18 protein-coding genes, 1 other RNA gene and 1 pseudogene are annotated in these 20,392 nt (G+C 57.9%); 14 read left to right on the top strand and 6 right to left on the bottom strand.

The window, feature by feature from the left end; genetic code table 11:
* The first annotated feature begins 17 nt into the window (after nt 1-17).
* The gene (gene cof, locus IM303_RS17685; protein ID WP_028012168.1) at nt 18-836 is read left to right on the top strand and encodes an HMP-PP phosphatase; all 819 of its coding nucleotides are present in this window, start codon (nt 18-20) and stop codon (nt 834-836) included.
* Nucleotides 837-877: 41 nt separating this feature from the next.
* Here the strand turns inward: cof and IM303_RS17680 are convergent, their stop codons facing one another.
* Nucleotides 878-1,924, bottom strand: coding sequence for a PLP-dependent cysteine synthase family protein (locus IM303_RS17680; protein ID WP_048999055.1), 1,047 nt, complete (start codon nt 1,922-1,924; stop codon nt 878-880).
* 115 nt (nt 1,925-2,039) lie between these two features.
* On the opposite strand from IM303_RS17680, the gene IM303_RS17675 reads away from it, so the two are divergent.
* From IM303_RS17675 to amtB, 5 genes are all read left to right on the top strand, one after another.
* Nucleotides 2,040-2,498, top strand: coding sequence for an Lrp/AsnC family transcriptional regulator (locus tag IM303_RS17675; protein ID WP_008503307.1), 459 nt, complete (start codon nt 2,040-2,042; stop codon nt 2,496-2,498).
* A gap of 30 nt (nt 2,499-2,528) precedes the next feature.
* Complete coding sequence (locus IM303_RS17670; protein WP_045259904.1) at nt 2,529-4,301, top strand: SmdA family multidrug ABC transporter permease/ATP-binding protein; 1,773 nt, start codon at nt 2,529-2,531, stop codon at nt 4,299-4,301.
* Entirely contained in the window at nt 4,294-6,075 is a 1,782-nt protein-coding gene (locus IM303_RS17665) for a SmdB family multidrug efflux ABC transporter permease/ATP-binding protein (protein WP_048999057.1), read from the top strand. The genes IM303_RS17670 and IM303_RS17665 overlap by 8 nt, the downstream gene beginning before the upstream one ends.
* A gap of 220 nt (nt 6,076-6,295) precedes the next feature.
* A complete protein-coding gene (gene glnK / locus IM303_RS17660; protein ID WP_008503304.1) occupies nt 6,296-6,634 on the top strand; it encodes a P-II family nitrogen regulator in 339 nt (112 codons plus the stop codon).
* Between the two features lie 35 nt (nt 6,635-6,669).
* Nucleotides 6,670-7,956, top strand: a complete 1,287-nt coding sequence (gene amtB / locus IM303_RS17655) for an ammonium transporter AmtB (RefSeq protein ID WP_014882787.1) — start codon at nt 6,670-6,672, stop codon at nt 7,954-7,956.
* 94 nt (nt 7,957-8,050) lie between these two features.
* On the opposite strand, the gene tesB is transcribed toward amtB, so the two are convergent.
* On the bottom strand, nt 8,051-8,911 hold the full coding sequence (tesB, locus tag IM303_RS17650; RefSeq protein ID WP_028012172.1) for an acyl-CoA thioesterase II: 861 nt from the start codon (nt 8,909-8,911) through the stop codon (nt 8,051-8,053).
* A 203-nt stretch (nt 8,912-9,114) separates the two neighbouring features.
* Between tesB and IM303_RS17645 the strand changes: the two genes are divergently transcribed.
* Nucleotides 9,115-9,642 (top strand): YbaY family lipoprotein, encoded by a 528-nt coding sequence (locus IM303_RS17645; RefSeq protein WP_028012173.1) that lies wholly within the window; start codon nt 9,115-9,117, stop codon nt 9,640-9,642.
* A 33-nt stretch (nt 9,643-9,675) separates the two neighbouring features.
* Here the strand turns inward: IM303_RS17645 and IM303_RS17640 are convergent.
* A pseudogene (locus IM303_RS17640) lies at nt 9,676-10,072 on the bottom strand (MGMT family protein).
* An 84-nt stretch (nt 10,073-10,156) separates the two neighbouring features.
* Between IM303_RS17640 and ffs the strand changes: the two are divergent.
* The 3 genes from ffs to IM303_RS17625 all read left to right on the top strand — a co-directional run bounded on the left by ffs (nt 10,157) and on the right by IM303_RS17625 (nt 10,975).
* Nucleotides 10,157-10,253, top strand: an RNA gene (gene ffs, locus IM303_RS17635) — signal recognition particle sRNA small type.
* Between the two features lie 258 nt (nt 10,254-10,511).
* Entirely contained in the window at nt 10,512-10,763 is a 252-nt protein-coding gene (locus tag IM303_RS17630) for a hypothetical protein (RefSeq protein WP_006176926.1), read from the top strand.
* Nucleotides 10,760-10,975: a hypothetical protein gene (locus tag IM303_RS17625; RefSeq protein WP_028012176.1), complete on the top strand. Its 216-nt coding sequence runs from the start codon at nt 10,760-10,762 to the stop codon at nt 10,973-10,975. The genes IM303_RS17630 and IM303_RS17625 overlap by 4 nt, the downstream gene beginning before the upstream one ends.
* 80 nt (nt 10,976-11,055) lie before the next feature.
* On the opposite strand, the gene IM303_RS17620 is transcribed toward IM303_RS17625, so the two are convergent.
* Complete coding sequence (locus IM303_RS17620; RefSeq protein ID WP_048999060.1) at nt 11,056-12,477, bottom strand: PLP-dependent aminotransferase family protein; 1,422 nt, start codon at nt 12,475-12,477, stop codon at nt 11,056-11,058.
* 86 nt (nt 12,478-12,563) lie between these two features.
* On the opposite strand from IM303_RS17620, the gene IM303_RS17615 reads away from it, so the two are divergent.
* From IM303_RS17615 to IM303_RS17605, 3 genes are all read left to right on the top strand, one after another.
* Complete coding sequence (locus IM303_RS17615; RefSeq protein ID WP_028012178.1) at nt 12,564-13,175, top strand: YitT family protein; 612 nt, start codon at nt 12,564-12,566, stop codon at nt 13,173-13,175.
* Nucleotides 13,176-13,251: 76 nt separating this feature from the next.
* Nucleotides 13,252-14,322, top strand: a complete 1,071-nt coding sequence (locus IM303_RS17610) for a LacI family DNA-binding transcriptional regulator (RefSeq protein ID WP_048999088.1) — start codon at nt 13,252-13,254, stop codon at nt 14,320-14,322.
* A 102-nt stretch (nt 14,323-14,424) separates the two neighbouring features.
* A complete protein-coding gene (locus IM303_RS17605; RefSeq protein WP_048999062.1) occupies nt 14,425-17,517 on the top strand; it encodes a beta-galactosidase in 3,093 nt (1,030 codons plus the stop codon).
* Between the two features lie 33 nt (nt 17,518-17,550).
* On the opposite strand, the gene IM303_RS17600 is transcribed toward IM303_RS17605, so the two are convergent.
* The gene (locus tag IM303_RS17600; protein WP_048999063.1) at nt 17,551-18,372 is read right to left on the bottom strand and encodes a nickel/cobalt efflux protein RcnA; all 822 of its coding nucleotides are present in this window, start codon (nt 18,370-18,372) and stop codon (nt 17,551-17,553) included.
* A 133-nt stretch (nt 18,373-18,505) separates the two neighbouring features.
* On the opposite strand from IM303_RS17600, the gene IM303_RS17595 reads away from it, so the two are divergent.
* Nucleotides 18,506-18,778: a metal/formaldehyde-sensitive transcriptional repressor gene (locus IM303_RS17595; RefSeq protein ID WP_028012182.1), complete on the top strand. Its 273-nt coding sequence runs from the start codon at nt 18,506-18,508 to the stop codon at nt 18,776-18,778.
* Here the strand turns inward: IM303_RS17595 and IM303_RS17590 are convergent.
* Nucleotides 18,771-20,336: an EAL domain-containing protein gene (locus IM303_RS17590; protein WP_048999065.1), complete on the bottom strand. Its 1,566-nt coding sequence runs from the start codon at nt 20,334-20,336 to the stop codon at nt 18,771-18,773. The two genes, IM303_RS17595 and IM303_RS17590, sit on opposite strands and share 8 nt — an antisense overlap.
* Nucleotides 20,337-20,392: the final 56 nt, after the last annotated feature.

Raw genomic sequence — 20,392 nt, 5'->3', positions numbered from 1 at the left:
ACATTTCAGGAGTAATCATGGCCCGCCTCGCTGCATTTGATATGGACGGTACGTTGTTAATGCCGGATCACCGTCTGGGGGAGAAAACGCTGAGTACCCTGAAGCGTCTGCGCGAGCGTGATGTCACCCTGACGTTTGCCACTGGCCGCCACGTGCTGGAGATGCGTCATCTGCTGGGCACGTTTTCCCTGGATGCGTTTTTAATCACGGGTAACGGAACGCGCATTCACACCGTTGAAGGAGAGGTGCTGCACCGCCAGGATCTCAACCCGGAAGTGGCGGATATTGTTCTGCACAGCACGTGGGACACGCAGGCCAGTATCCACGTATTCAACGATCAAGGCTGGTTTACCGGAAGCGAAATCCCCGAATTATTACACGCGCATGTTTATAGCGGCTTCAAATACCAGCTTATCGATCTGCGCCGGATCCCTGCCCACGCGGTGACCAAGATTTGCTTCTGTGGCGATCATGACGATCTTTGCCGCTTACGCATTCAGTTAAATGAGGCGCTGGGCGACCGGGCGCACCTGACCTTCTCGGCGGTGGATTGTCTTGAAGTCCTGCCGGTGGGCTGTAACAAAGGTTCAGCCCTGGCGGTGCTCAGCGACCACCTGGGCTTAACGCTGCAGGAGTGTATGGCGTTTGGCGACGCCATGAATGACCGCGAAATGCTGGGCAGCGTGGGGCGCGGTCTGATTATGGGGAATGCGATGCCGCAGCTGATCGCAGAGCTTCCTCATCTGCCGGTTATCGGACACTGCGGCAACGAAGCGGTGTCCCATTTTTTGACGCATTGGCTGGACAACAACAACCTCCCATATTCCCCCGAATAGTGAGACCCTTCCAGCAAGCCAGACTTCGGTCTGGCTTTTTTTTATTTCAGCAGCTGCGCAATCTGCGCTTTCCACGGGGTGATGTCGCCGATGTTGGCCTGTACCCACTCCGCATTGTAGTAGGTCTCAAGGTAGCGCTCGCCGCTGTCGCACAGCAGCGTGACGATGGAGCCGGTACGGCCTTCCTCGCGCATGCGTGCCGCAAGCTGCAGTACGCCCCACATGTTGGTGCCCGTTGATGCACCCACTTTGCGGCCGAGCTGCGTCTCCAGCCAGTGCGCGGTGGCGACGCTGGCGGCGTCCGGCACGCGGAGCATTTCGTCGACAACGTCAGGAATGAACGACGGTTCCACGCGCGGGCGGCCAATTCCTTCAATTTTACTGCCCACCGGGCTGCGCAGGCCGGCATCGCGGCTTTGCCAGTAGTCGAGGAACACGGAGTTCTGGGGGTCAACTACCATCAGCTGGGTATCGTAGCCCTGACAGCGAATGTAGCGTCCGATAGTGGCTGACGTGCCGCCCGTACCGGCGCTCATCACAATGTACGACGGAACCGGATGCGGTTCGTGGGTCATCTGGCGGAAAATACTGTCGGCAATGTTGTTATTGCCGCGCCAGTCCGTTGCGCGCTCGGCAAAGGTGAACTGGTCCATATAGTGGCCGTTTAGCTCGCGGGCGAGCATTTCAGAGGCGGCATAGATTTCGCAGGCGCTTTCCACAAAATGGCAGCGTCCGCCGTAAAATTCGATCTGCTCGATTTTGCGTTTTGCGGTGCAGGAGGGCATCACGGCGATAAACGGCAGGCCCAGCAGACGAGCGAAATAGGCTTCAGACACCGCCGTTGAACCGGATGAGGATTCAATAATGGTCGTGCCTTCTTTGATCCAGCCGTTGCACAAACCGTATAAAAACAGAGAGCGCGCCAGGCGATGCTTCAGGCTACCGGTAGGATGGGTGCTTTCATCCTTCAGGTAGAGCTGAATACCGTCAAATCCCGGCAGGGGGAGGCGAATCAGGTGGGTATCCGCCGAGCGCTGGTAGTCGGCATTGATTTCGCTGATGGCATGTTTAACCCAGGTGCTATTCATCGTAGTTATCCGTTTGTCATTTTGTGCCCAGCATAGCGAAAAGCACAGAAAAAATTGTTGCTATCTGGCCTTTAAAATAGAATGAAGGGAGAAAAATTTTCTCTATGAGGTGGGGATGCTAGATAAAATTGACCGTAAGCTCCTTTCATTGCTGCAAAGTGACTGTACCCTCTCTTTGCAGGCGCTGGCAGATGCCGTTAATCTGACCACCACACCGTGCTGGAAGCGCCTAAAAAAGCTGGAAGATGACGGCATTCTTCTGGGGCGCGTCGCATTACTCGATCCCGAAAAACTGGGGCTTGGGCTGACGGCATTTGTGCTGATAAAAACCCAACACCACAGCAGCGAGTGGTATTGCCGCTTCGTCACTCAGGTGTCTGAGATGCCAGAGGTGCTCGGCTTCTGGCGTATGGCCGGCGAGTACGATTACCTGATGCGCGTCCAGGTGGCTGACATGAAGCGCTATGATGATTTCTACAAGCGACTGGTGAACAGCGTCCCGGGCTTGTCGGACGTCACCTCAAGCTTCGCCATGGAACAGATTAAGTACACCACAGCCTTACCCATTGAATAACTTCGTAAAATACCTTCAGGAACAAACCGCGTGCGATTATTTGCCCAATTAAGCTGGTACTTTCGTCGGGAGTGGCAACGCTACCTCGGTGCAGTCGCCCTGCTTATTATCATTGCCATTTTGCAGCTGATCCCGCCAAAGGTGGTGGGCTACGTCGTGGATGGCGTCACTGAACAGCATTACACCACCGCACGGGTGTTGATGTGGGTTGGCACACTGGTGCTGACGGCGGTCATTGTTTATCTCCTGCGCTACGTCTGGCGCGTGCTGCTGTTTGGTGCGTCCTATCAGCTGGCCGTTGAGCTGCGTGAAGATTTTTACCGCCAGCTGAGCCGACAGCATCCCGAATTTTATCTGCGTCATCGCACCGGGGATCTCATTGCCCGCGCGACGAACGACGTCGATCGCGTGGTCTTTGCCGCCGGGGAAGGGGTGTTAACGCTGGTGGACTCGCTGGTGATGGGCTGTGCGGTGCTGATCGTCATGTCCACGCAGATCAGCTGGCAATTAACCCTGCTCGCCCTGCTGCCGATGCCGATCATGGCGCTGGCGATCAATCGCTACGGCGAACAGCTGCACGAGCGCTTCAAGCTGGCGCAGGCGGCTTTTTCTTCTCTGAACGATCGCACCCAGGAGAGCATGACCAGCATCCGCATGATCAAAGCGTTTGGCCTGGAAGATCGGCAGTCCGCGCTGTTTGCGGCCGATGCGGCAGACACGGGGGCGAAAAACATGCGCGTCGCGCGTATTGATGCGCGATTTGATCCAACGATTTATGTCGCAATCGGCATGGCAAACCTGCTTGCCATTGGCGGCGGGAGCTGGATGGTGGTGCAGGGCACATTGACCCTGGGGCAATTGACCAGCTTTGCGATGTATCTGGGGCTGATGATTTGGCCGATGCTGGCGCTGGCCTGGATGTTTAATATCGTAGAGCGCGGCAGCGCCGCCTACAGCCGCATCCGCGCCATGCTGGCCGAAGCGCCGGTGGTCAATGACGGCAGCGAAGCGGTGCCGGAAGGGCGCGGCGTTATGAACGTCGACGTTCGCAAATTTGTCTATCCGCAAACGGAACATCCGGTGCTGGAGAACGTTAGCTTTACGCTGCGGCCGGGCCAGATGCTGGGCATCTGCGGCCCGACGGGGTCCGGAAAAAGTACCGTGCTCTCTCTGCTTCAGCGCCACTTTGACGTCACCGAGGGCGATATCCGTTTCCATGATATCCCCCTGGCGAACCTGCTGCTGGACGAGTGGCGTGGCCGTCTGGCGGTAGTCAGCCAGACGCCGTTTTTATTTTCGGACACCGTGGCGAATAACATTGCGCTTGGTCACCCGTCGGCGACGCAGGAAGAGATCGAACACGTGGCACGCTTAGCCAGCGTACATGACGATATTTTGCGTCTGCCGCAGGGCTACGAAACGGAAGTCGGGGAACGTGGCGTCATGCTGTCCGGCGGGCAGAAACAGCGAATCTCGATTGCCCGCGCGCTGCTGCTGAATGCTGAAATCCTCATTCTGGATGATGCGCTCTCCGCCGTGGATGGTCGTACCGAGCATCAGATTCTGCACAACCTGCGCCAGTGGGGCGACGGACGCACGGTGATTATCAGCGCCCACCGGTTGTCAGCGCTCACCGAGGCCAGCGAAATTCTGGTCTTACAGCACGGACACATTGCCCAGCGCGGGCAGCATGAAACGCTTGCCGAGCAGCCGGGCTGGTATCGCGATATGTACCGCTATCAACAGCTTGAGGCGGCGCTGGACGATGCGCCGGAACAGGATCAGGAGGCCACCAATGCGTAAGCTCGGAACGATGTGGCCGACGCTCAAACGTCTGCTGGCCTACGGCTCGCCGTGGCGCAAACCCCTCTCCGTGGCCGTGCTTTTACTCTGGATAGCGGCGATTGCTGAGGTGAGCGGGCCGCTGCTCATCAGCTACTTCATCGACAATATGGTCGCTAAAAGCTACCTGCCGCTGGGGCTGGTGGCGGGCTTAGGCGTGGCCTACGTTGGGTTGCAGCTGGCGGCGGCAGGGCTGCACTATGCGCAGTCGCTGCTGTTTAACCGTGCCGCCGTGGGCGTGGTTCAGCAGCTGCGCACGGATGTAATGGACGCGGCGCTTCGCCAGCCGCTCAGCGAGTTTGATATCCAGCCGGTCGGGCAGGTGATTTCGCGCGTGACCAACGATACCGAAGTGATCCGCGACCTGTACGTCACCGTGGTCGCGACGGTGTTACGCAGCGCGGCGCTAATCGGCGCGATGCTGGGGGCGATGTTCAGCCTCGACTGGCGCATGGCGCTGGTGGCGATTACCATCTTCCCGGCGGTGCTGATCGTGATGATCATCTACCAGCGCTACAGCACGCCAATCGTGCGTCGGGTGCGCGCCTATCTGGCCGACATTAACGATGGCTTCAATGAAGTGATTAACGGCATGAGCGTCATCCAGCAGTTCCGCCAGCAGGCGCGCTTTGGCGAGCGGATGGGCGAAGCCAGCCGATCGCACTATATGGCGCGTATGCAGACGCTGCGCCTCGACGGCTTCCTGCTGCGTCCGCTGCTCAGCCTTTTCTCTGCGCTGGTGCTTTGCGGTTTACTGATGCTCTTTGGCCTGAGCTCAAGCGGTACGATTGAAGTGGGCGTGCTGTACGCTTTTATTAGCTATCTGGGGCGCCTTAACGAGCCGCTGATCGAGCTCACGACCCAGCAATCGATGCTGCAGCAGGCGGTCGTCGCCGGCGAGCGCGTGTTTGAGCTGATGGACAGACCGCGCCAGGCCTACGGTCATGACGAGCGACCTCTGCAAAGCGGCGCCATTGCCTTTGATAACGTCTCGTTTGCCTATCGCGATGACCGGCTGGTGTTGCAGGACATTACGCTGGATGTTCCGTCGCGCGGTTTCGTGGCGCTGGTGGGACATACGGGCAGCGGCAAGAGCACGCTCGCCAGCCTGTTGATGGGCTACTACCCGGTCACGCAAGGCGAAATCCGCCTCGACGGACGCCCGCTCGCGTCTCTCAGTCACAACGTGTTGCGTAAAGGCGTCGCGATGGTGCAGCAGGATCCGGTCGTCCTGGCCGATACCTTCTACGCCAACGTGACCCTGGGGCGAGACTACTCTCAGGAGCAGGTATGGGAGGTGCTGGAAAAAGTGCAGCTGGCAGACCTGGCGCGCGGGTTTAGCGACGGGATTAATACCCGGCTGGGCGAGCAGGGAAACAACCTCTCCGTTGGGCAAAAGCAGCTTCTCGCGCTGGCGCGGGTGCTGATTGAAACCCCGCAGGTGCTGATTCTGGATGAAGCGACGGCCAGCATTGACTCCGGCACCGAGCAGGCCATCCAGCAGGCGCTGGCCGCGGTACGCGACCATACGACGCTGGTGGTGATTGCCCATCGCCTTTCCACCATTGTCGATGCCGATACCATTCTGGTGCTGCATCGTGGACAAGCCGTGGAGCGCGGGACGCACCGTGAGCTGCTGGAAGCCAAAGGGCGTTACTGGCAGATGTATCAGCTTCAGCTGGCGGGCGAAGAGCTCGCGGCCAGCGTGCGCGAGGAAGAGTCGCTCAGCGCCTGATGCACCAAAACAAAGCAACGCGCTAACAGTCATTCCTGTTGGTGCAATACTGAAACGCACCGTGCACCGACATGGTGCGTTTTTTTTCGCCGGTTCATTAAGGAAGACGGCATAACGCTCGTCGCACCGCTTTTCTCCCTCCATTTCATTTCTGGCACACCCCTTGCAATACCTTCTGCGTGAGCTGCGGCCATTACCGAATTCTGACTGGAGGGGATCTATGAAGCTGGTTACGGTGGTAATCAAACCATTCAAACTGGAAGACGTGCGTGAAGCATTGTCCTCAATGGGTATTCAGGGACTGACTGTCACCGAAGTGAAAGGCTTTGGTCGTCAGAAGGGTCATGCCGAGCTTTATCGCGGGGCGGAATACAGCGTTAACTTTCTGCCAAAAGTAAAAATTGATGTCGCGATTGCTGACGATCAGCTTGATGAAGTGATTGATGTGATTAGCAAAGCGGCCTACACCGGCAAAATTGGCGACGGCAAAATTTTCGTTGCCGAACTGCAGCGCGTCATTCGCATTCGTACCGGCGAATCTGACGAAGCGGCACTGTAAATAACGCCTGGCACACAGTGATAGGGATCGAGAAAATGAAGATAGCAACACTTAAAACGGGTCTGGGTTCGCTGGCACTGCTGCCGGGCCTGGCGCTGGCTGCTCCTGCCGTGGCAGACAAAGCCGATAACGCCTTTATGATGATCAGCACCGCGCTGGTGCTGTTCATGTCTATCCCGGGCATTGCGCTGTTCTACGGCGGCCTGATCCGCGGCAAAAACGTTCTCTCCATGCTGACGCAGGTTGCCGTGACGTTCGCGCTGGTCTGCGTGCTGTGGGTGGTTTACGGTTACTCGCTGGCCTTCGGTACCGGCAACGCCTTCTTTGGTAACTTCGACTGGGTAATGCTGAAAAATATTGAGCTGACCGCGCTGATGGGCAGCTTCTACCAGTACATCCACGTCGCGTTCCAGGGCTCGTTCGCCTGCATTACCGTCGGGCTGATTGTGGGCGCGCTGGCGGAGCGCATCCGTTTCTCTGCCGTTCTGATCTTCGTGGTGGTCTGGCTGACCCTCTCCTATGTGCCGATTGCGCACATGGTCTGGGGCGGTGGTCTGCTGGCAACGCACGGCGCGCTGGACTTTGCGGGCGGTACCGTTGTACATATCAACGCCGCGGTAGCGGGTCTGGTGGGCGCATACCTGATTGGCAAACGCGTGGGCTTCGGTAAAGAGGCGTTCAAACCGCATAACCTGCCGATGGTGTTTACCGGTACGGCTATCCTCTACTTTGGCTGGTTCGGCTTCAACGCCGGCTCCGCAAGTGCCGCGAACGAAATCGCCGCGCTGGCCTTCGTAAACACCGTTGTGGCGACGGCGGGTGCAATTCTCTCCTGGGTATTCGGCGAGTGGGCGGTACGCGGTAAACCTTCCCTGCTGGGTGCCTGTTCGGGGGCGATTGCCGGTCTGGTTGGTATCACCCCGGCGTGTGGCTATGTGGGTGTCGGTGGTGCGCTGCTGGTGGGACTGGTCGCGGGCCTGGCAGGTCTGTGGGGCGTCACCGCACTGAAACGCGTGCTGCGCGTGGATGACCCTTGCGATGTGTTCGGCGTCCACGGCGTGTGCGGCATCGTCGGCTGTATCATGACCGGCATCTTCGCCGCGAAATCACTGGGTGGCGTGGGCTACGCAGAAGGTGTCACCATGGTTCATCAGGTGCTGGTGCAGCTGGAAAGTATCGCTATCACCGTGGTGTGGTCTGCCGTTGTCGCCTTCATCGGCTATAAGCTGGCGGATATGACCGTTGGGCTGCGCGTACCGGAAGAGCAGGAGCGCGAAGGTCTGGACGTCAACAGCCACGGCGAGAATGCGTATAACGCCTAATAAAAAGCAAAACGGCAACTTCGGTTGCCGTTTTTAATGTTTATTCCCTCTCCCATGGGAGAGGGTCAGGGTGAGGGCATCAGGCCGCACACCATCACCCGCGATTACGCATTACCCCTTCCTGCACCGTAGAAGCGACCAGCACGCCGTCCTGGGTATAAAACTCTCCACGCACAAACCCGCGAGCGCTCGACGCTGACGTACTCTCCACGCTGTAAAGCAGCCACTCATTCATATTGAACGGACGGTGGAACCACATGGAGTGATCGATGGTTGCGACCTGCATCCCTTTTTCAAGGAAACCAACACCGTGCGGCTGTAGCGCAACCGGCAGAAAGTTAAAGTCTGACGCGTAGCCCAGCAGATACTGATGCACGCGGAAATCTTCCGGCACGGTGCCATTGGCGCGGATCCAGACCTGACGTTTCGGCTCGGCGGTGTGGCCTTTCATGGGGTTGTGGAACTCAACCGGGCGGATCTCCAGCGGTTTATCGCAGAGAAACTTCTCTTTGACCTGCGGCGGAAGCAGATGCGCCAGCGCGCGGGCGATATCGGTCTCTGATTTGAGTTCGTCCGGCGACGGTGCTGGCGGCATCACTTTCTGATGTTCATACCCCGGTTCCGGCGCCTGGAAAGAGGCGGTCATATAAAAGATTGGCTTACCGTTCTGAACGGCCGCCACGCGGCGTGCGCTGAAGCTGTTGCCGTCTCTCAGGACTTCAACGTCATACACGATCGGTTTTGCGCTGTCGCCAGGGCGTAAGAAATAGCTGTGGAATGAGTGCACCAGGCGGTCTGCAGGGACGGTCTCCTTTGCAGCGTAGAGCGCTTGTCCAACGACCTGGCCGCCGAAAACCTGACGTAAGCCGAGGTCTTCGCTCTGCCCGCGATAGAGTCCTTCCTCAATTTTTTCCAGATTCAGTAATGTCAGCAGATTGTTCAGTGCCTGACTCATAATTATCCTCAATAAACGCCGTAGCGAAAGATAGGCAGAGTATAACGCAGAAATGAAAGTGGTCCGATGGGTAGAATAATCTGAATGTCGGCACGTTTTTAGGCATTAATCGGTGATCTGTGCCACACTTAAAAACGTTATGTGATTGAAACGACATCGGATGGGATCGATCCCGCTGGTGCATTGATGATAAGGAGACTTCAATGAAACTCGTGCCCATGCTAAGTGGTGTAGCTATTGCGGTGGCGTTGTCCGCCTGTGCCGGTAAGAGCGCCCAGGTGCCGGTACCAGCTGCAGATCCGAACGGGATTAATACCCTTTCACAGCAATCCATTCAGCAGCCTAACGTTTCCGGTACAATCTGGATTAAACAGAGAGTCGCTCTGCCGCCGGATGCGGTACTAACGGTCACGCTGTCTGATGCTTCCCTGGCGGACGCGCCGTCGAAGGTGCTGGCTCAGCGCGCGGTCCGTACTGAAGGTAAACAGGCTCCGTTTAGCTTCGTGTTGCCGTATAACCCTTCAGACGTGCAGCCGAATGCCCGTATTCTGCTGAGCGCAGCGGTAACCATCAACGGCAAGCTGGTCTTTATCACCGATACGGTCCAGGAAGCGATTAACCACGGTGGAACCAAAATCGACCTGAATCTGGTGCCGGTGCAGCAAACCGAAGTCCCGGTTGCTCCACAGACCAATCAGCCGTCCCTGCCAACCCCACCGACCCAGATGTAACTGTTGCTCTTACCCTCTCCTTCGGGGGAGGGTTTAGTACACCCAGCGGTATTTCTGCAAATCTATCTGTCCTGCGCCCGACACCTGCACACCCTCTGAAAGCAACGCCTGACGCTGACGCTGGAGATCCGGCCCGGTCAGCGAGATAGCGCCATGACGGTTCACTACCCGATGCCAGGGCAACGTACTGCCTTCCGGCAGCCGCTTCAAGACGCCGCCGACCTGTCGCGCCGCGCGCGGAGAGCCTGCCAGCCTTGCCACATCACCATAGGTGGTGACATAGCCTTCCGGAATCGAGGCCACGATTTGCCATACGCGCTGGGGAAAGGAGTCGTTTTCGTCCATACCTTCACCTGTGGGGATGTTTGGACCGTCATGGTAAACGAAGATCGTCCTGATTGCTGCGCCTGTTTGCGCAAGAAACCAGCATCCGGTTCCTGGTCGCTTGCAATTGGCTCTTCGCACAGGGATAATGCGCCAGCGCGTTGGTTATCAACGCTCTCAATGGGGGCTCTGTTGGTTCTCCCGCAACGCTACTCTGTTCACCAGGTCAGGTCCGGAAGGAAGCAGCCAGGGCAGACGACGTGGGTGCCGGGATGTAGCTGGCAGGGCCCCCACCCATTTGTGGCCTCATCCATCTTTCCTGTTTCCATCTCTTTTTAGCCTTTATTCCACAATAATATAATGCCTATACCGTGTAATATATATTTCATCGCCCTGAAATATTACTGTCATAAACCTGTAATAATAGACTGGCATTTTATAATTGGACGTCTATTTTCGTCAAAATTCAAAAAAATATAGATCTGGATAACAGAGATAACTTCGTGTATTAAATAAAGTACTTATTCCGAAGGGAAGTGACAAACATGGCTACTGCAGTTTTAAATGTTAAAATTGACGAAGCGCTAAAAGAAAGACTCCGCCACTATGCGGAAGTAAATAACGAAAATTTAAGCGTGACCACAGAGAAACTGCTGCTGCTGGCGTTTGAAGCAGTAGAAGAGGCGGGAGTATCGGAAGAGGATATTGATAATCAGCATACGGAAGAAGAGAGTGTTTCTCCTTTTACTCCTAAAGAAATCAAGGCTCTACGTAAACTTCTGAAGAAGAGAAAATGAAACAACAACTGTCAACTGCCAGTGACTACAACGAGGCCTGCGCTCTGTTGCGTTCAGGCTACGTGAAGCATGTACGTCTTGGCTGGAATGTTGGAAGCGATGAGTTCTTTCGTATTGCGTCTGACTGGTGTGATACCGGTGCAAAAATAAAGAAAGACGGTGATAATTTCGTTATTTCCCTGAAAGGTTTCCCCATTCCTCCTCAGCACTAAATCCTGACCAGTGAAAACTGCTGACTGCATATATTACAGTCAGCAGTTTTTATTTTATGATCCAGTTCAAAATTTTAATATTAAACCAGGCGGCGTTTGACTGCTGGCGTATTTGAATTTAGCGCGAGCCATAACGGTTTAATCCGCAGCAATGCCGCTTCCAGCTCCGCTGGCTCCAGCGAAAAGGGCATACGTAAAAAGCGGTCAAACGCCCCCGATAAGCCAAACCGCGTCCCGGTTCCCAGGTTAATCCCGATGATTTCTGCCCGTGCGGCAAGCTGTGTCGCCAGCATGCCAGGAAGTTCGATCCAGTAAGAGAGTCCGCCCTCCGCCTCATGAAACGTCCACTCCGGGAAATGTTCTCGCAGCAGGTTACTGCATCGATCGCGCCGTTCCGCCAGCATCTTGCGGCGAGCGGGCAGAAAACGCTCGCTGTTGTCGATAAGCCACAGCGTCGCCAGCTGCTCAAGCAGCGGCGAGCCTAAATCCAGCGTATCGCGCGTCTGGGCGAGCGTGGCGATAGTACGCGAGGAGGCTCGGATCCAGCCGAGACGCAGCCCGCCCCAGAAGCTTTTTCCGGCAGAGCCTAGCGTAATCACGCTGGCCTGCGGGTTAAACGATGCCAGCGGTGGCGGCGGTGGCGAATCAAACCAGAGATCGACCATCGTTTCATCCACGACCAGCGCCGTGCGGGTCTGGGCTGCTATATCAGCGATTGCCTGACGGGTGGCGATATCCATGCATCGACCGGTTGGGTTGTGAAAATCTGGCATCAGGTAGGCCAGGCGCGGCGCGGTCTGGGCAAGCGTAGCCGCAAAGCCATCCGTATCCCAGCCCGTTTCCGGCAACGACACTCCCACGGGCCGACACTGTGCTCCCTGAATAGCGGCAATCGCCAGCGGATAGGTGGGGTGATCGACCACGACGCGATCCCCCGGTCCGGCCATCATCCGCAGCACCAGCGCGAACCCGCTGACGGCACCGTTGACCACCATCACCTCGTCTGCCCGGGTGGGAAGACCTCGCGCGGTATAGCGCGCAGCGATAGCCTCCCGTAGCGCCGGCAGCCCAAGCTGCTCGTAGCCCGTCAGCGAGAGGTGTTGAGTAATAGCCGTAAGTGCATGGGTGTAAGCCTGGTGGATCTCCGGCCCGGCGCTGAGGGCGGCAGTGGAAAGATCCAGGGCGACGCTCGCTGCGGAAAGGGTGGGAACGGCGCGTGCATCCGGGAGGATGACGCGCGACCCGCTGCCGTGGCGGCTTTCAAGATAACCCTCTTCACGCAGGTGGGCGAGGGCGCTGCTGACGGTGGTTCGGCTGACGTTCAGCACCGTCGCCAGCTCACGCTCACCTGGCAGGCGCGTATGCAGCGCCAGCCGGCCATCAAGGATTAATAAGCGCAGCGCGTCGGCCAGCTGGCGCCAGAGCGGAGTGCGGGATGAAGTTTGCTGCCAGTGCCCTAAAAGGCGTACCAAAGACTGGCTTCCGAAGCGGCGTGATGACATAAGCAGTCCACTATTTAAAAACTGGACATTAATCTTAGTGCCATTTTAGGTCAGGATGAAAGTCGGGTTCACTGGAGAAGATAAAAATGGTACGTCGTCTGCTACAACTTTATGTCGGTTTAGGGCTGTATGGGCTTTCCACCGCGATGTTTATTCGTGCGGATCTGGGGGTCGATCCATGGGATGTGTTTCACCTTGGCGTAGGAATACAGCTGGGGATGAGCATCGGGACGGTGATCATTTTGACCGGGGCTGCGGTGCTCTTACTGTGGATCCCACTGCGTCAGATGCCCGGTCTTGGCACGATCAGCAACGTGATTTGTATCGGTCTGGCGGCGGACGCCAGCATGGCGCTTATCCCCGAACTGAGTTCGTTATCCGTGCGCATCGCTTTCCTGGTGTCGGGCATCGTGATGAACGCGATCGCCACCAGCATGTACATCGGGGCCGGTTTCGGGCCTGGTCCGCGCGACGGCCTGATGACCGGCATTCACGCCCGGCTGGGGTGGTCCATTCGCAGCGTGCGTACCTCCATCGAAGTGTCCGTCCTGCTGATTGGGTGCGTGCTGGGTGGCTCGTTTGGGGTGGGAACCGTGGCGTATGCTCTGACCATTGGCCCGCTTATTCAGCTCTGTTTGCCCTGGTTCCGCCAGAAGCCGCGCGGTGAAAAAATGACGCAGCCGGAGCGGGTTGTTTAATTTGCGAAGCGCTCACATGTTTTAACGGCGTCGCTGTGCCAGAATAGACGCTTCGAAAATCGCGATGCCAGAACGCATGAAAGCAATCACTCTTTATGATGTCGCCCTCCTTGCGGGGGTTTCTTATCAGACCGTTTCCCGCGTGATTAACGACGCGGAGCACGTCTCTGCCCGCACGCGGGAAAAGGTGCAGCAGGCAATGGCGGAGCTGCATTACGTTCCCAACCTGCGGGCGCAGCAGCTGGCGGGGAAACGCACCCGTACGCTGGGGCTCATTACCACCGATCTGGCGCTGCACGCGCCTTCGCAAATTGTCTCGGCGGTAAAATCCCGGGCTGCAGGGCAGGGGGCGAGCGTCCTGATTTCCATGGTGGAGCAGCCGCAGCAGTGTCAGGCGGCGCTTCAGGCGCTGCTGGCGCAGCGGGTAGACGCGCTGCTGGTAAATGTGCCGCTTGACGATCCGCACGCCGAAGCGCTCAGGTCGCTGGCGACGCCCGTCCCGGTGCTGTTCCTCGACGTGTCACCGTCAGCGCAGGTAAATAGCCTCGTGTTTAACGCCGAGGAGGGGGCACGGCTGGGCGTTGAGCATCTGCTTTCGCTGGGGCATCAGCATATTGCCCTGCTGAGCGGGCCGGAAAGCTCTGTCTCTGCGCGCGCGCGTCTGGCGGGATGGAAAGCGACGCTGGCGCAGGCGGGTCTTGACGCGGCTGCGGTGGCCTACGGCGACTGGAGCGCGGCCAGCGGCTATGAGAAGGGACATGTGCTGCTCTCGGGGGCGGTACTGCCGGATGCCATTCTGGTGGCGAACGATCAGATGGCGCTTGGGGTAATGCGCGCCTGTGCGGAAAAAGGGATAGCTGTTCCTGGCCAGATATCGGTGGTCGGGTTTGACGATACGGCCGACAGCGCCTGGTTTTCTCCGCCGCTGACGACCATTCGTCAGGCGTTTCGCGAGGCGGGCGAGCGCAGCGTAGAGTGGCTTCTGTCCCCCTGCGGGGGGGAGGAATGCTGGCAGGTTCAGCTGCCGGTAACGCTGGTGACCCGCCATTCCAGCGCGCGCCGCACCCCGCAGCAGGCCGAACGCGAGGATCTGGCGCAGCAGCTCAGAAGCCTGGCCCTCCTTGCCGGGCAGCTTGCCCGCAAATAAAACTTTGTGATCGGACTCGCTACCCCGCGATTGCGTGCTTTACCGTCGCCGGGTGCCAGGGCATGTTAACCAAAATTGTGAGCGCTTCGCAAAGAGGTTAATATGCCCAACACTTTATCGCTGACTCTCAGCGCCATTCTGGCCCGGCGGGACTGGGAAAACCCGGGTGTCACCCAGTGGAACCGTCTGGAGGCACATGCGCCGTTACACAGCTGGCGTCTTGAACAGCCTGCCCTGGATGATGCTGCATCCGCCAGCAGACGCTCCCTCAATGGGGTGTGGCGATTTAACTACTTTCCTGCACCTGAGCAAATCCCGGAGGCGTGGGTAACCGAAGATTGTGCAGACGCCGTTGCGATGCCCGTGCCGTCGAACTGGCAGATGCAGGGGTTTGACACGCCCATCTACACCAACGTCACCTATCCTATCCCCGTTAATCCGCCTTTTGTGCCGCAGGAAAACCCAACCGGCTGTTACTCGCTCACATTTAATGTGGATGACGCGTGGCTTCAGAGCGGGCAGACCCGCATCATCTTTGACGGCGTGAACTCTGCGTTTCATCTGTGGTGCAACGGGCGGTGGATGGGCTATTCCCAGGACAGCAGGCTGCCTGCTGAATTCGATCTCTCGACGGTCCTGCGGCCCGGTGAGAACCGCCTGGCGGTCATGGTGTTGCGCTGGTGCGACGGCAGCTATCTGGAAGATCAGGACATGTGGCGCATGAGTGGTATTTTCCGCGATGTGACGCTACTGCATAAACCCGAAACGCAGATTGCCGATTATCGCGTGGTGACGGACCTGAATGCGGAACTGGACCGCGCGGTGCTTAAGGCAGATGTCGCGCTGGCAGGGGCGGGCTTTGCAGACTGCGAGGTGGTCTTTACCCTGTGGCGCAAGGGTGAAAAATGCGCCAGCGTTTCCCGGCGTCCGGGGTCTGCCGTTGTGGACGAGCGCGGCAGCTGGGACGAACGCTTAACGGTGGCGATCCCCATTGACCGTCCCGCGCTCTGGAGTGCTGAAACGCCGGAACTGTATCGCCTGACGATGGCGCTTCTCAGTCCGCAGGGCGAGGTGCTGGAGGTTGAGGCGTGCGATGTGGGCTTCCGCCGCGTTGACATCAGCAACGGCCTGCTGAAGCTTAACGGTAAGCCGCTGCTGATCCGCGGGGTTAACCGTCACGAGCATCACCCGGAAAACGGTCAGGTGATGGACGAGGCGACCATGCGTCGCGACATCGAAATCATGAAGCAGCATAACTTCAACGCCGTTCGTTGCTCGCACTACCCGAACCATCCGCTGTGGTACCGGCTTTGCGATCGCTACGGGCTGTATGTCGTTGACGAAGCCAATATTGAAACCCACGGCATGGTGCCGATGAGCCGCCTCGCTGACGATCCGCGCTGGCTGCCCGCCATGAGCGAGCGCGTAACCCGCATGGTGCAGCGCGATCGCAATCATCCCTCAATTATCATCTGGTCGCTGGGTAACGAGTCCGGCCACGGCGCGAATCATGATGCGCTGTACCGCTGGCTGAAAACCACCGATCCCACGCGCCCGGTGCAGTACGAAGGCGGCGGGGCGAATACGGCGGCGACCGATATTGTTTGTCCGATGTACGCCCGGGTCGATTGGGATCAGCCTTTCCCGGCGGTGCCTAAATGGTCAATTAAAAAATGGATCGGTATGCCCGACGAAACGCGTCCGCTGATCCTCTGTGAATACGCCCACGCGATGGGAAATAGCTTCGGCGGGTTTGCGAAATACTGGCAGGCGTTTCGCAGCCATCCTCGCCTGCAGGGTGGGTTTGTCTGGGACTGGGTCGATCAGGCACTGACGAAGAAAGACGAAAAGGGCAACGCGTTCTGGGCCTACGGCGGGGATTTTGGCGATACGCCGAACGATCGCCAGTTCTGCCTCAATGGCCTGGTCTTTCCCGATCGCACGCCGCACCCGGCGCTGTACGAGGCGCAGCGCGCCCAGCAGTTCTTTACCTTTACGCTGGTCAGTACCTCTCCGCTGGTGATTGAGGTGCAAAGCGACTACCTGTTCCGCCCTACCGATAACGAGGTGCTGAGCTGGACGGTTGCCCGGGACGGAGACGTGCTGGCCGCAGGTGAGGTGACGCTCGCGATAACGCCTGAAGGCGCCCGGCGTCTGGAACTCGACCTGCCGGAGCTGAAGGCCGGGCCGGGTGAAATCTGGCTGAACGTTGAGGTTCGCCAGCCGCTGGCAACGCCGTGGTCACCGGCAGGCCATCGCTGCGCGTGGGAGCAGTGGACGCTTCCGGCCCCACTCTTTATTGCACCGTCAGCCTCTACGGGCGAGCCGCCGGTTTTAACGCAAAACGATCGCATCCTGGAGGTCACGCATCGTCAACAGCGATGGCAGTTCGATCGCGCATCCGGAAACCTGACTCAATGGTGGCGAAATGGCGTTGAAACGCTGCTTTCACCCGTGACGGATAACGTCAGCCGCGCGCCGCTGGACAACGACATTGGGGTGAGCGAAGCGACGCGCATCGATCCAAACGCGTGGGTTGAACGCTGGAAAGCGGCGGGCATGTACGATCTCACCTCGCGCATGCTGCACTGTGAGGCAGAGCAGCATGCGCGTGAGGTGGTGGTTACCACGCTTAATGTCCTGGAGCATCGCGGCAGGGCGCTGTTCCTGAGCCGTAAAATCTGGCGGGTGGACGAGCAGGGTGTTCTGCATGGCGACATTCAGGTCGATATTGCGTCTGATATCCCGGAGCCCGCGCGCATTGGCCTGAGCGTTCATCTCGCTGAAACGCCAGAAAAGGTTGACTGGCTGGGGCTGGGTCCGCATGAAAACTACCCGGACAGAAAGCTGGCGGCGCAGCAGGGGCGCTGGACACTGCCCCTGGCAGACATGCACACGCCGTATATCTTCCCGACGGAAAATGGTTTGCGCTGCGATACCCGCAAACTTGTGCTGGGTGCGCATCAGCTGAATGGCGCGTTCCATTTCTCAGTGGGACGCTATAGCCAGCAGCAGCTGCGTGAGACAACCCATCATCATCTGCTGCGGGAAGAGCCGGGGTGCTGGCTCAACCTCGATGCGTTTCATATGGGGGTGGGCGGCGATGACTCCTGGAGCCCCAGCGTTTCGCCGGAATTTATCCTGCAGACGCGCCAGCTTCGTTATACCTTTAGCTGGCAGCAGACTCTTACCTGACCTGAGAGGCGGCCACCGGGCGTGGCCGCCTGCTTACGCCAGAATGCCGCTCAGGCCATGCAGGCTCATGTAAATCCCTACCACGATAATCAACGCGGCGGAGATCCACGGCGCTTTGCGAGAAAGTTCGCTAAATCCGGGCCAGCGTTTTGTCGCGTGCTTGAGGCTCAAGGCGGCAATCGCGCCGGAAGCGACCAGCGTTAATGCCAGACCGATGCTGAAGCTGAAAACCAGCGTCGCGCCGAGCGCAAAATGCTTCAGCTGCAGGCAGATCAGCAGAACGGTGATGGACGCTGGGCAAGGGATAAGCCCGCCGGTCAGGCCAAACATCGCGATCTGTCCTGTCGTCACGTTTTGTCCGTTGAAACGCCGGTTGATATCCTGCGCGTGCGCGCGCTGGTGGGCGTCCTGCCACTCCTCTTCAACCAGCGGGTGTTCATGGTGATGATCATGGTGGTCATGGTCATGGTCATGGTCATGATGGTGGTGGCAATCGTGATGATGATCGTGTGGCCGGCTCTCTTTCCAGGTTCGCCACGCCATCCACAGGGCGATTGCAACGATCAACACCCCGGAGATCAGCTGGAACCAGGGTTCGGACGTATGTGCGTCCCAGCCACGGCCAAACCATAGTCCTGCCATGGCAATGATCCAGACTACCGCCGTATGGGAAAGCGTAGCCGCCAGACCGAGCAACACCGCCTGCTTCAGCGTGCCGCGGATAGCCACGATAAAGGCAGCCATCATTGTTTTTGAGTGGCCCGGCTCCAGGCCATGCAGCGCACCGAGCAGGATAGCGCTGGGAACAAACAGCCAGGCATTACCCTGCTGCAGGAGTGAAGCAAAATCGTTCATTGAAATTTCCAGTATGGAAAGCGTGCGCAAATAGTACTCCCCCCCAGTAGCCTAATACTACCCCCCAGTAGAAAAATAGTCAGGGGGAGTAGAGCGTGATATGCTTTAAAAGCCAAAACTGAGGGAGACAGAGATGTCACATACCGTTCGCGATAAGAAGATGTTATTGACTCGCCTGAAGAAAATTCAGGGGCAGAGCACCGCGCTGGAGAAGATGCTCAACAGCGATCACGAATGTGCCGAGGTGTTACAACAGCTGGCGGCGATCCGTGGCGCGGTCAATGGCATGATGATGCAGGTGATTGAAGGGCATCTTACCGATCATGTCGTGAAAGAGCCCGAAGAGGCGCAGCGTGAAGCCGATCTTGGCGTTGTGCTGCAGGTGATCAAATCCTATCTTAAGTAGAGCGCGTGGCGAGGTTGTTCTCTGCCCAAAGGATAAATTCCGTCCTGGGCAGCGCCTTACTGTAGAACCACCCCTGCCCATACTGCACGCCGTGGCGGTGCAGCCAGGTAAGCTGCCCTTCGGTCTCCACGCCTTCCGCCACCATTGCCAGCTGCAGCGACTTCGCCATTTCGATAATGTGCGGCGTTACGTTTTTGTACTCCAGTGCATCCACGAACGATTTGTCAATTTTTAGCGTGTCGACATCGAGATGCTGCAGATAGCTGAGGCTGGAATAGCCCGTGCCAAAATCATCAATGTAGACAGGGTGGCCCGAACGGCGAAACGCGGCGATAGCCGGCGCGCTGATTTTGGGGTCGGCAAAGCCACGCTCGGTTAACTCAAGGGCGATTTGTCGGGGATGAATCTGCCACTTATTCAGGAGTTGGCTCAGTAAAGGCGGCAGATTACCGGAGGTCAAATCGGCCGGGGCGAGGTTGATGGAGATATGCTGATCGGGGTGGAGCCGCAGCCAGTGGCCCATATCTTCAAACACTTTTTCCATAACTAACTGCGTCAGCTGCGAGATGAGGCCGGTTTGCTCGGCAAGCGGCACAAATATATCAGGCGAGAGACTGCTTCCGTCTGGCTGGGGCCAGCGCGCAAGCGCTTCCGCACCCACGATTTTTCCACTGCACAGCGCCACGATGGGCTGATAGTGAACCACAAAATCGCGGCTGTTAATGGCGTCCAGCAGGCGATTGCGCGGCGACTGGATACGTCGCAGGATCCGCAGGACAAACAGTGCCGCCAGCAGGCTTATCATGACGCCAAACGGCAGCCAGAAAAGCAGCTGTCGGTGCCAGCTTTCAGCCAGGGGGGTGAGCGATGCCCACGTGACGACAGTAAATCCAAGCTCAGGTACCGGCTTCATGACGTACATGGAGCCCTTGTACTGAACGCTGGAGACGCCTAGATCGTTGATCCGATCGCGGATATGCGGATCAAGCGTGTTACTGCTGGCGAAAATAAGATGCGTTGCGCTTCCCACCAGAGCGGCATCAATGGCAATCGCCCCGAAAGGGATCACATCCACAAGCGAGGCAGGATCGACCAGAACAAGGTAATGGCCCTTCCCGAGCACGGCCATATAGCGGTGAAAGCCAAGATCGTTCTGTGCGGTAAGCCACGCGCTGTAGCCATCTTCGGTGATACGCATGGGAGGAGGATAAGCGGCGGATTTACTCGCCTGCTCAAGCGAAGAGCAGAGGGGTGTGAGGTTGTCGATATAGATCACCTCCTGGATATAGCGCCACGAGAACGCGACCCGACGTATCTCCCTCAAATGCAGCGGACTACAGGGAACGCCCTTAAATCCCTGCAGGTGATTTAACGCTTCTTTAGCCTGATCCACGACCCTGTCGGTGCGCATCAGCACGCGAGAAGCATAGCTATCCAGCGCATCAACAAATTTCTCTTCCGCCTGGCGATGGGCAAGCCAGATGCTGAGGCAAATGGGAACCAGCACGGAAAAGATAAGTACGCCAGTCACCAGACTGACCAGATGTCGGGTTTTCATGCTGTCGTTTCCTTTCCCATATGCCCGAATCCGGACGCTGAGTTTCCTGCCTGAAG

It is taken from the genome of Enterobacter cloacae complex sp. P38RS (assembly GCF_014930775.1).
GTDB classification, from domain to species: Bacteria; Pseudomonadota; Gammaproteobacteria; order Enterobacterales; family Enterobacteriaceae; genus Enterobacter; species Enterobacter bugandensis.
This window is presented reverse-complemented; position numbering and strand designations above follow the sequence as displayed.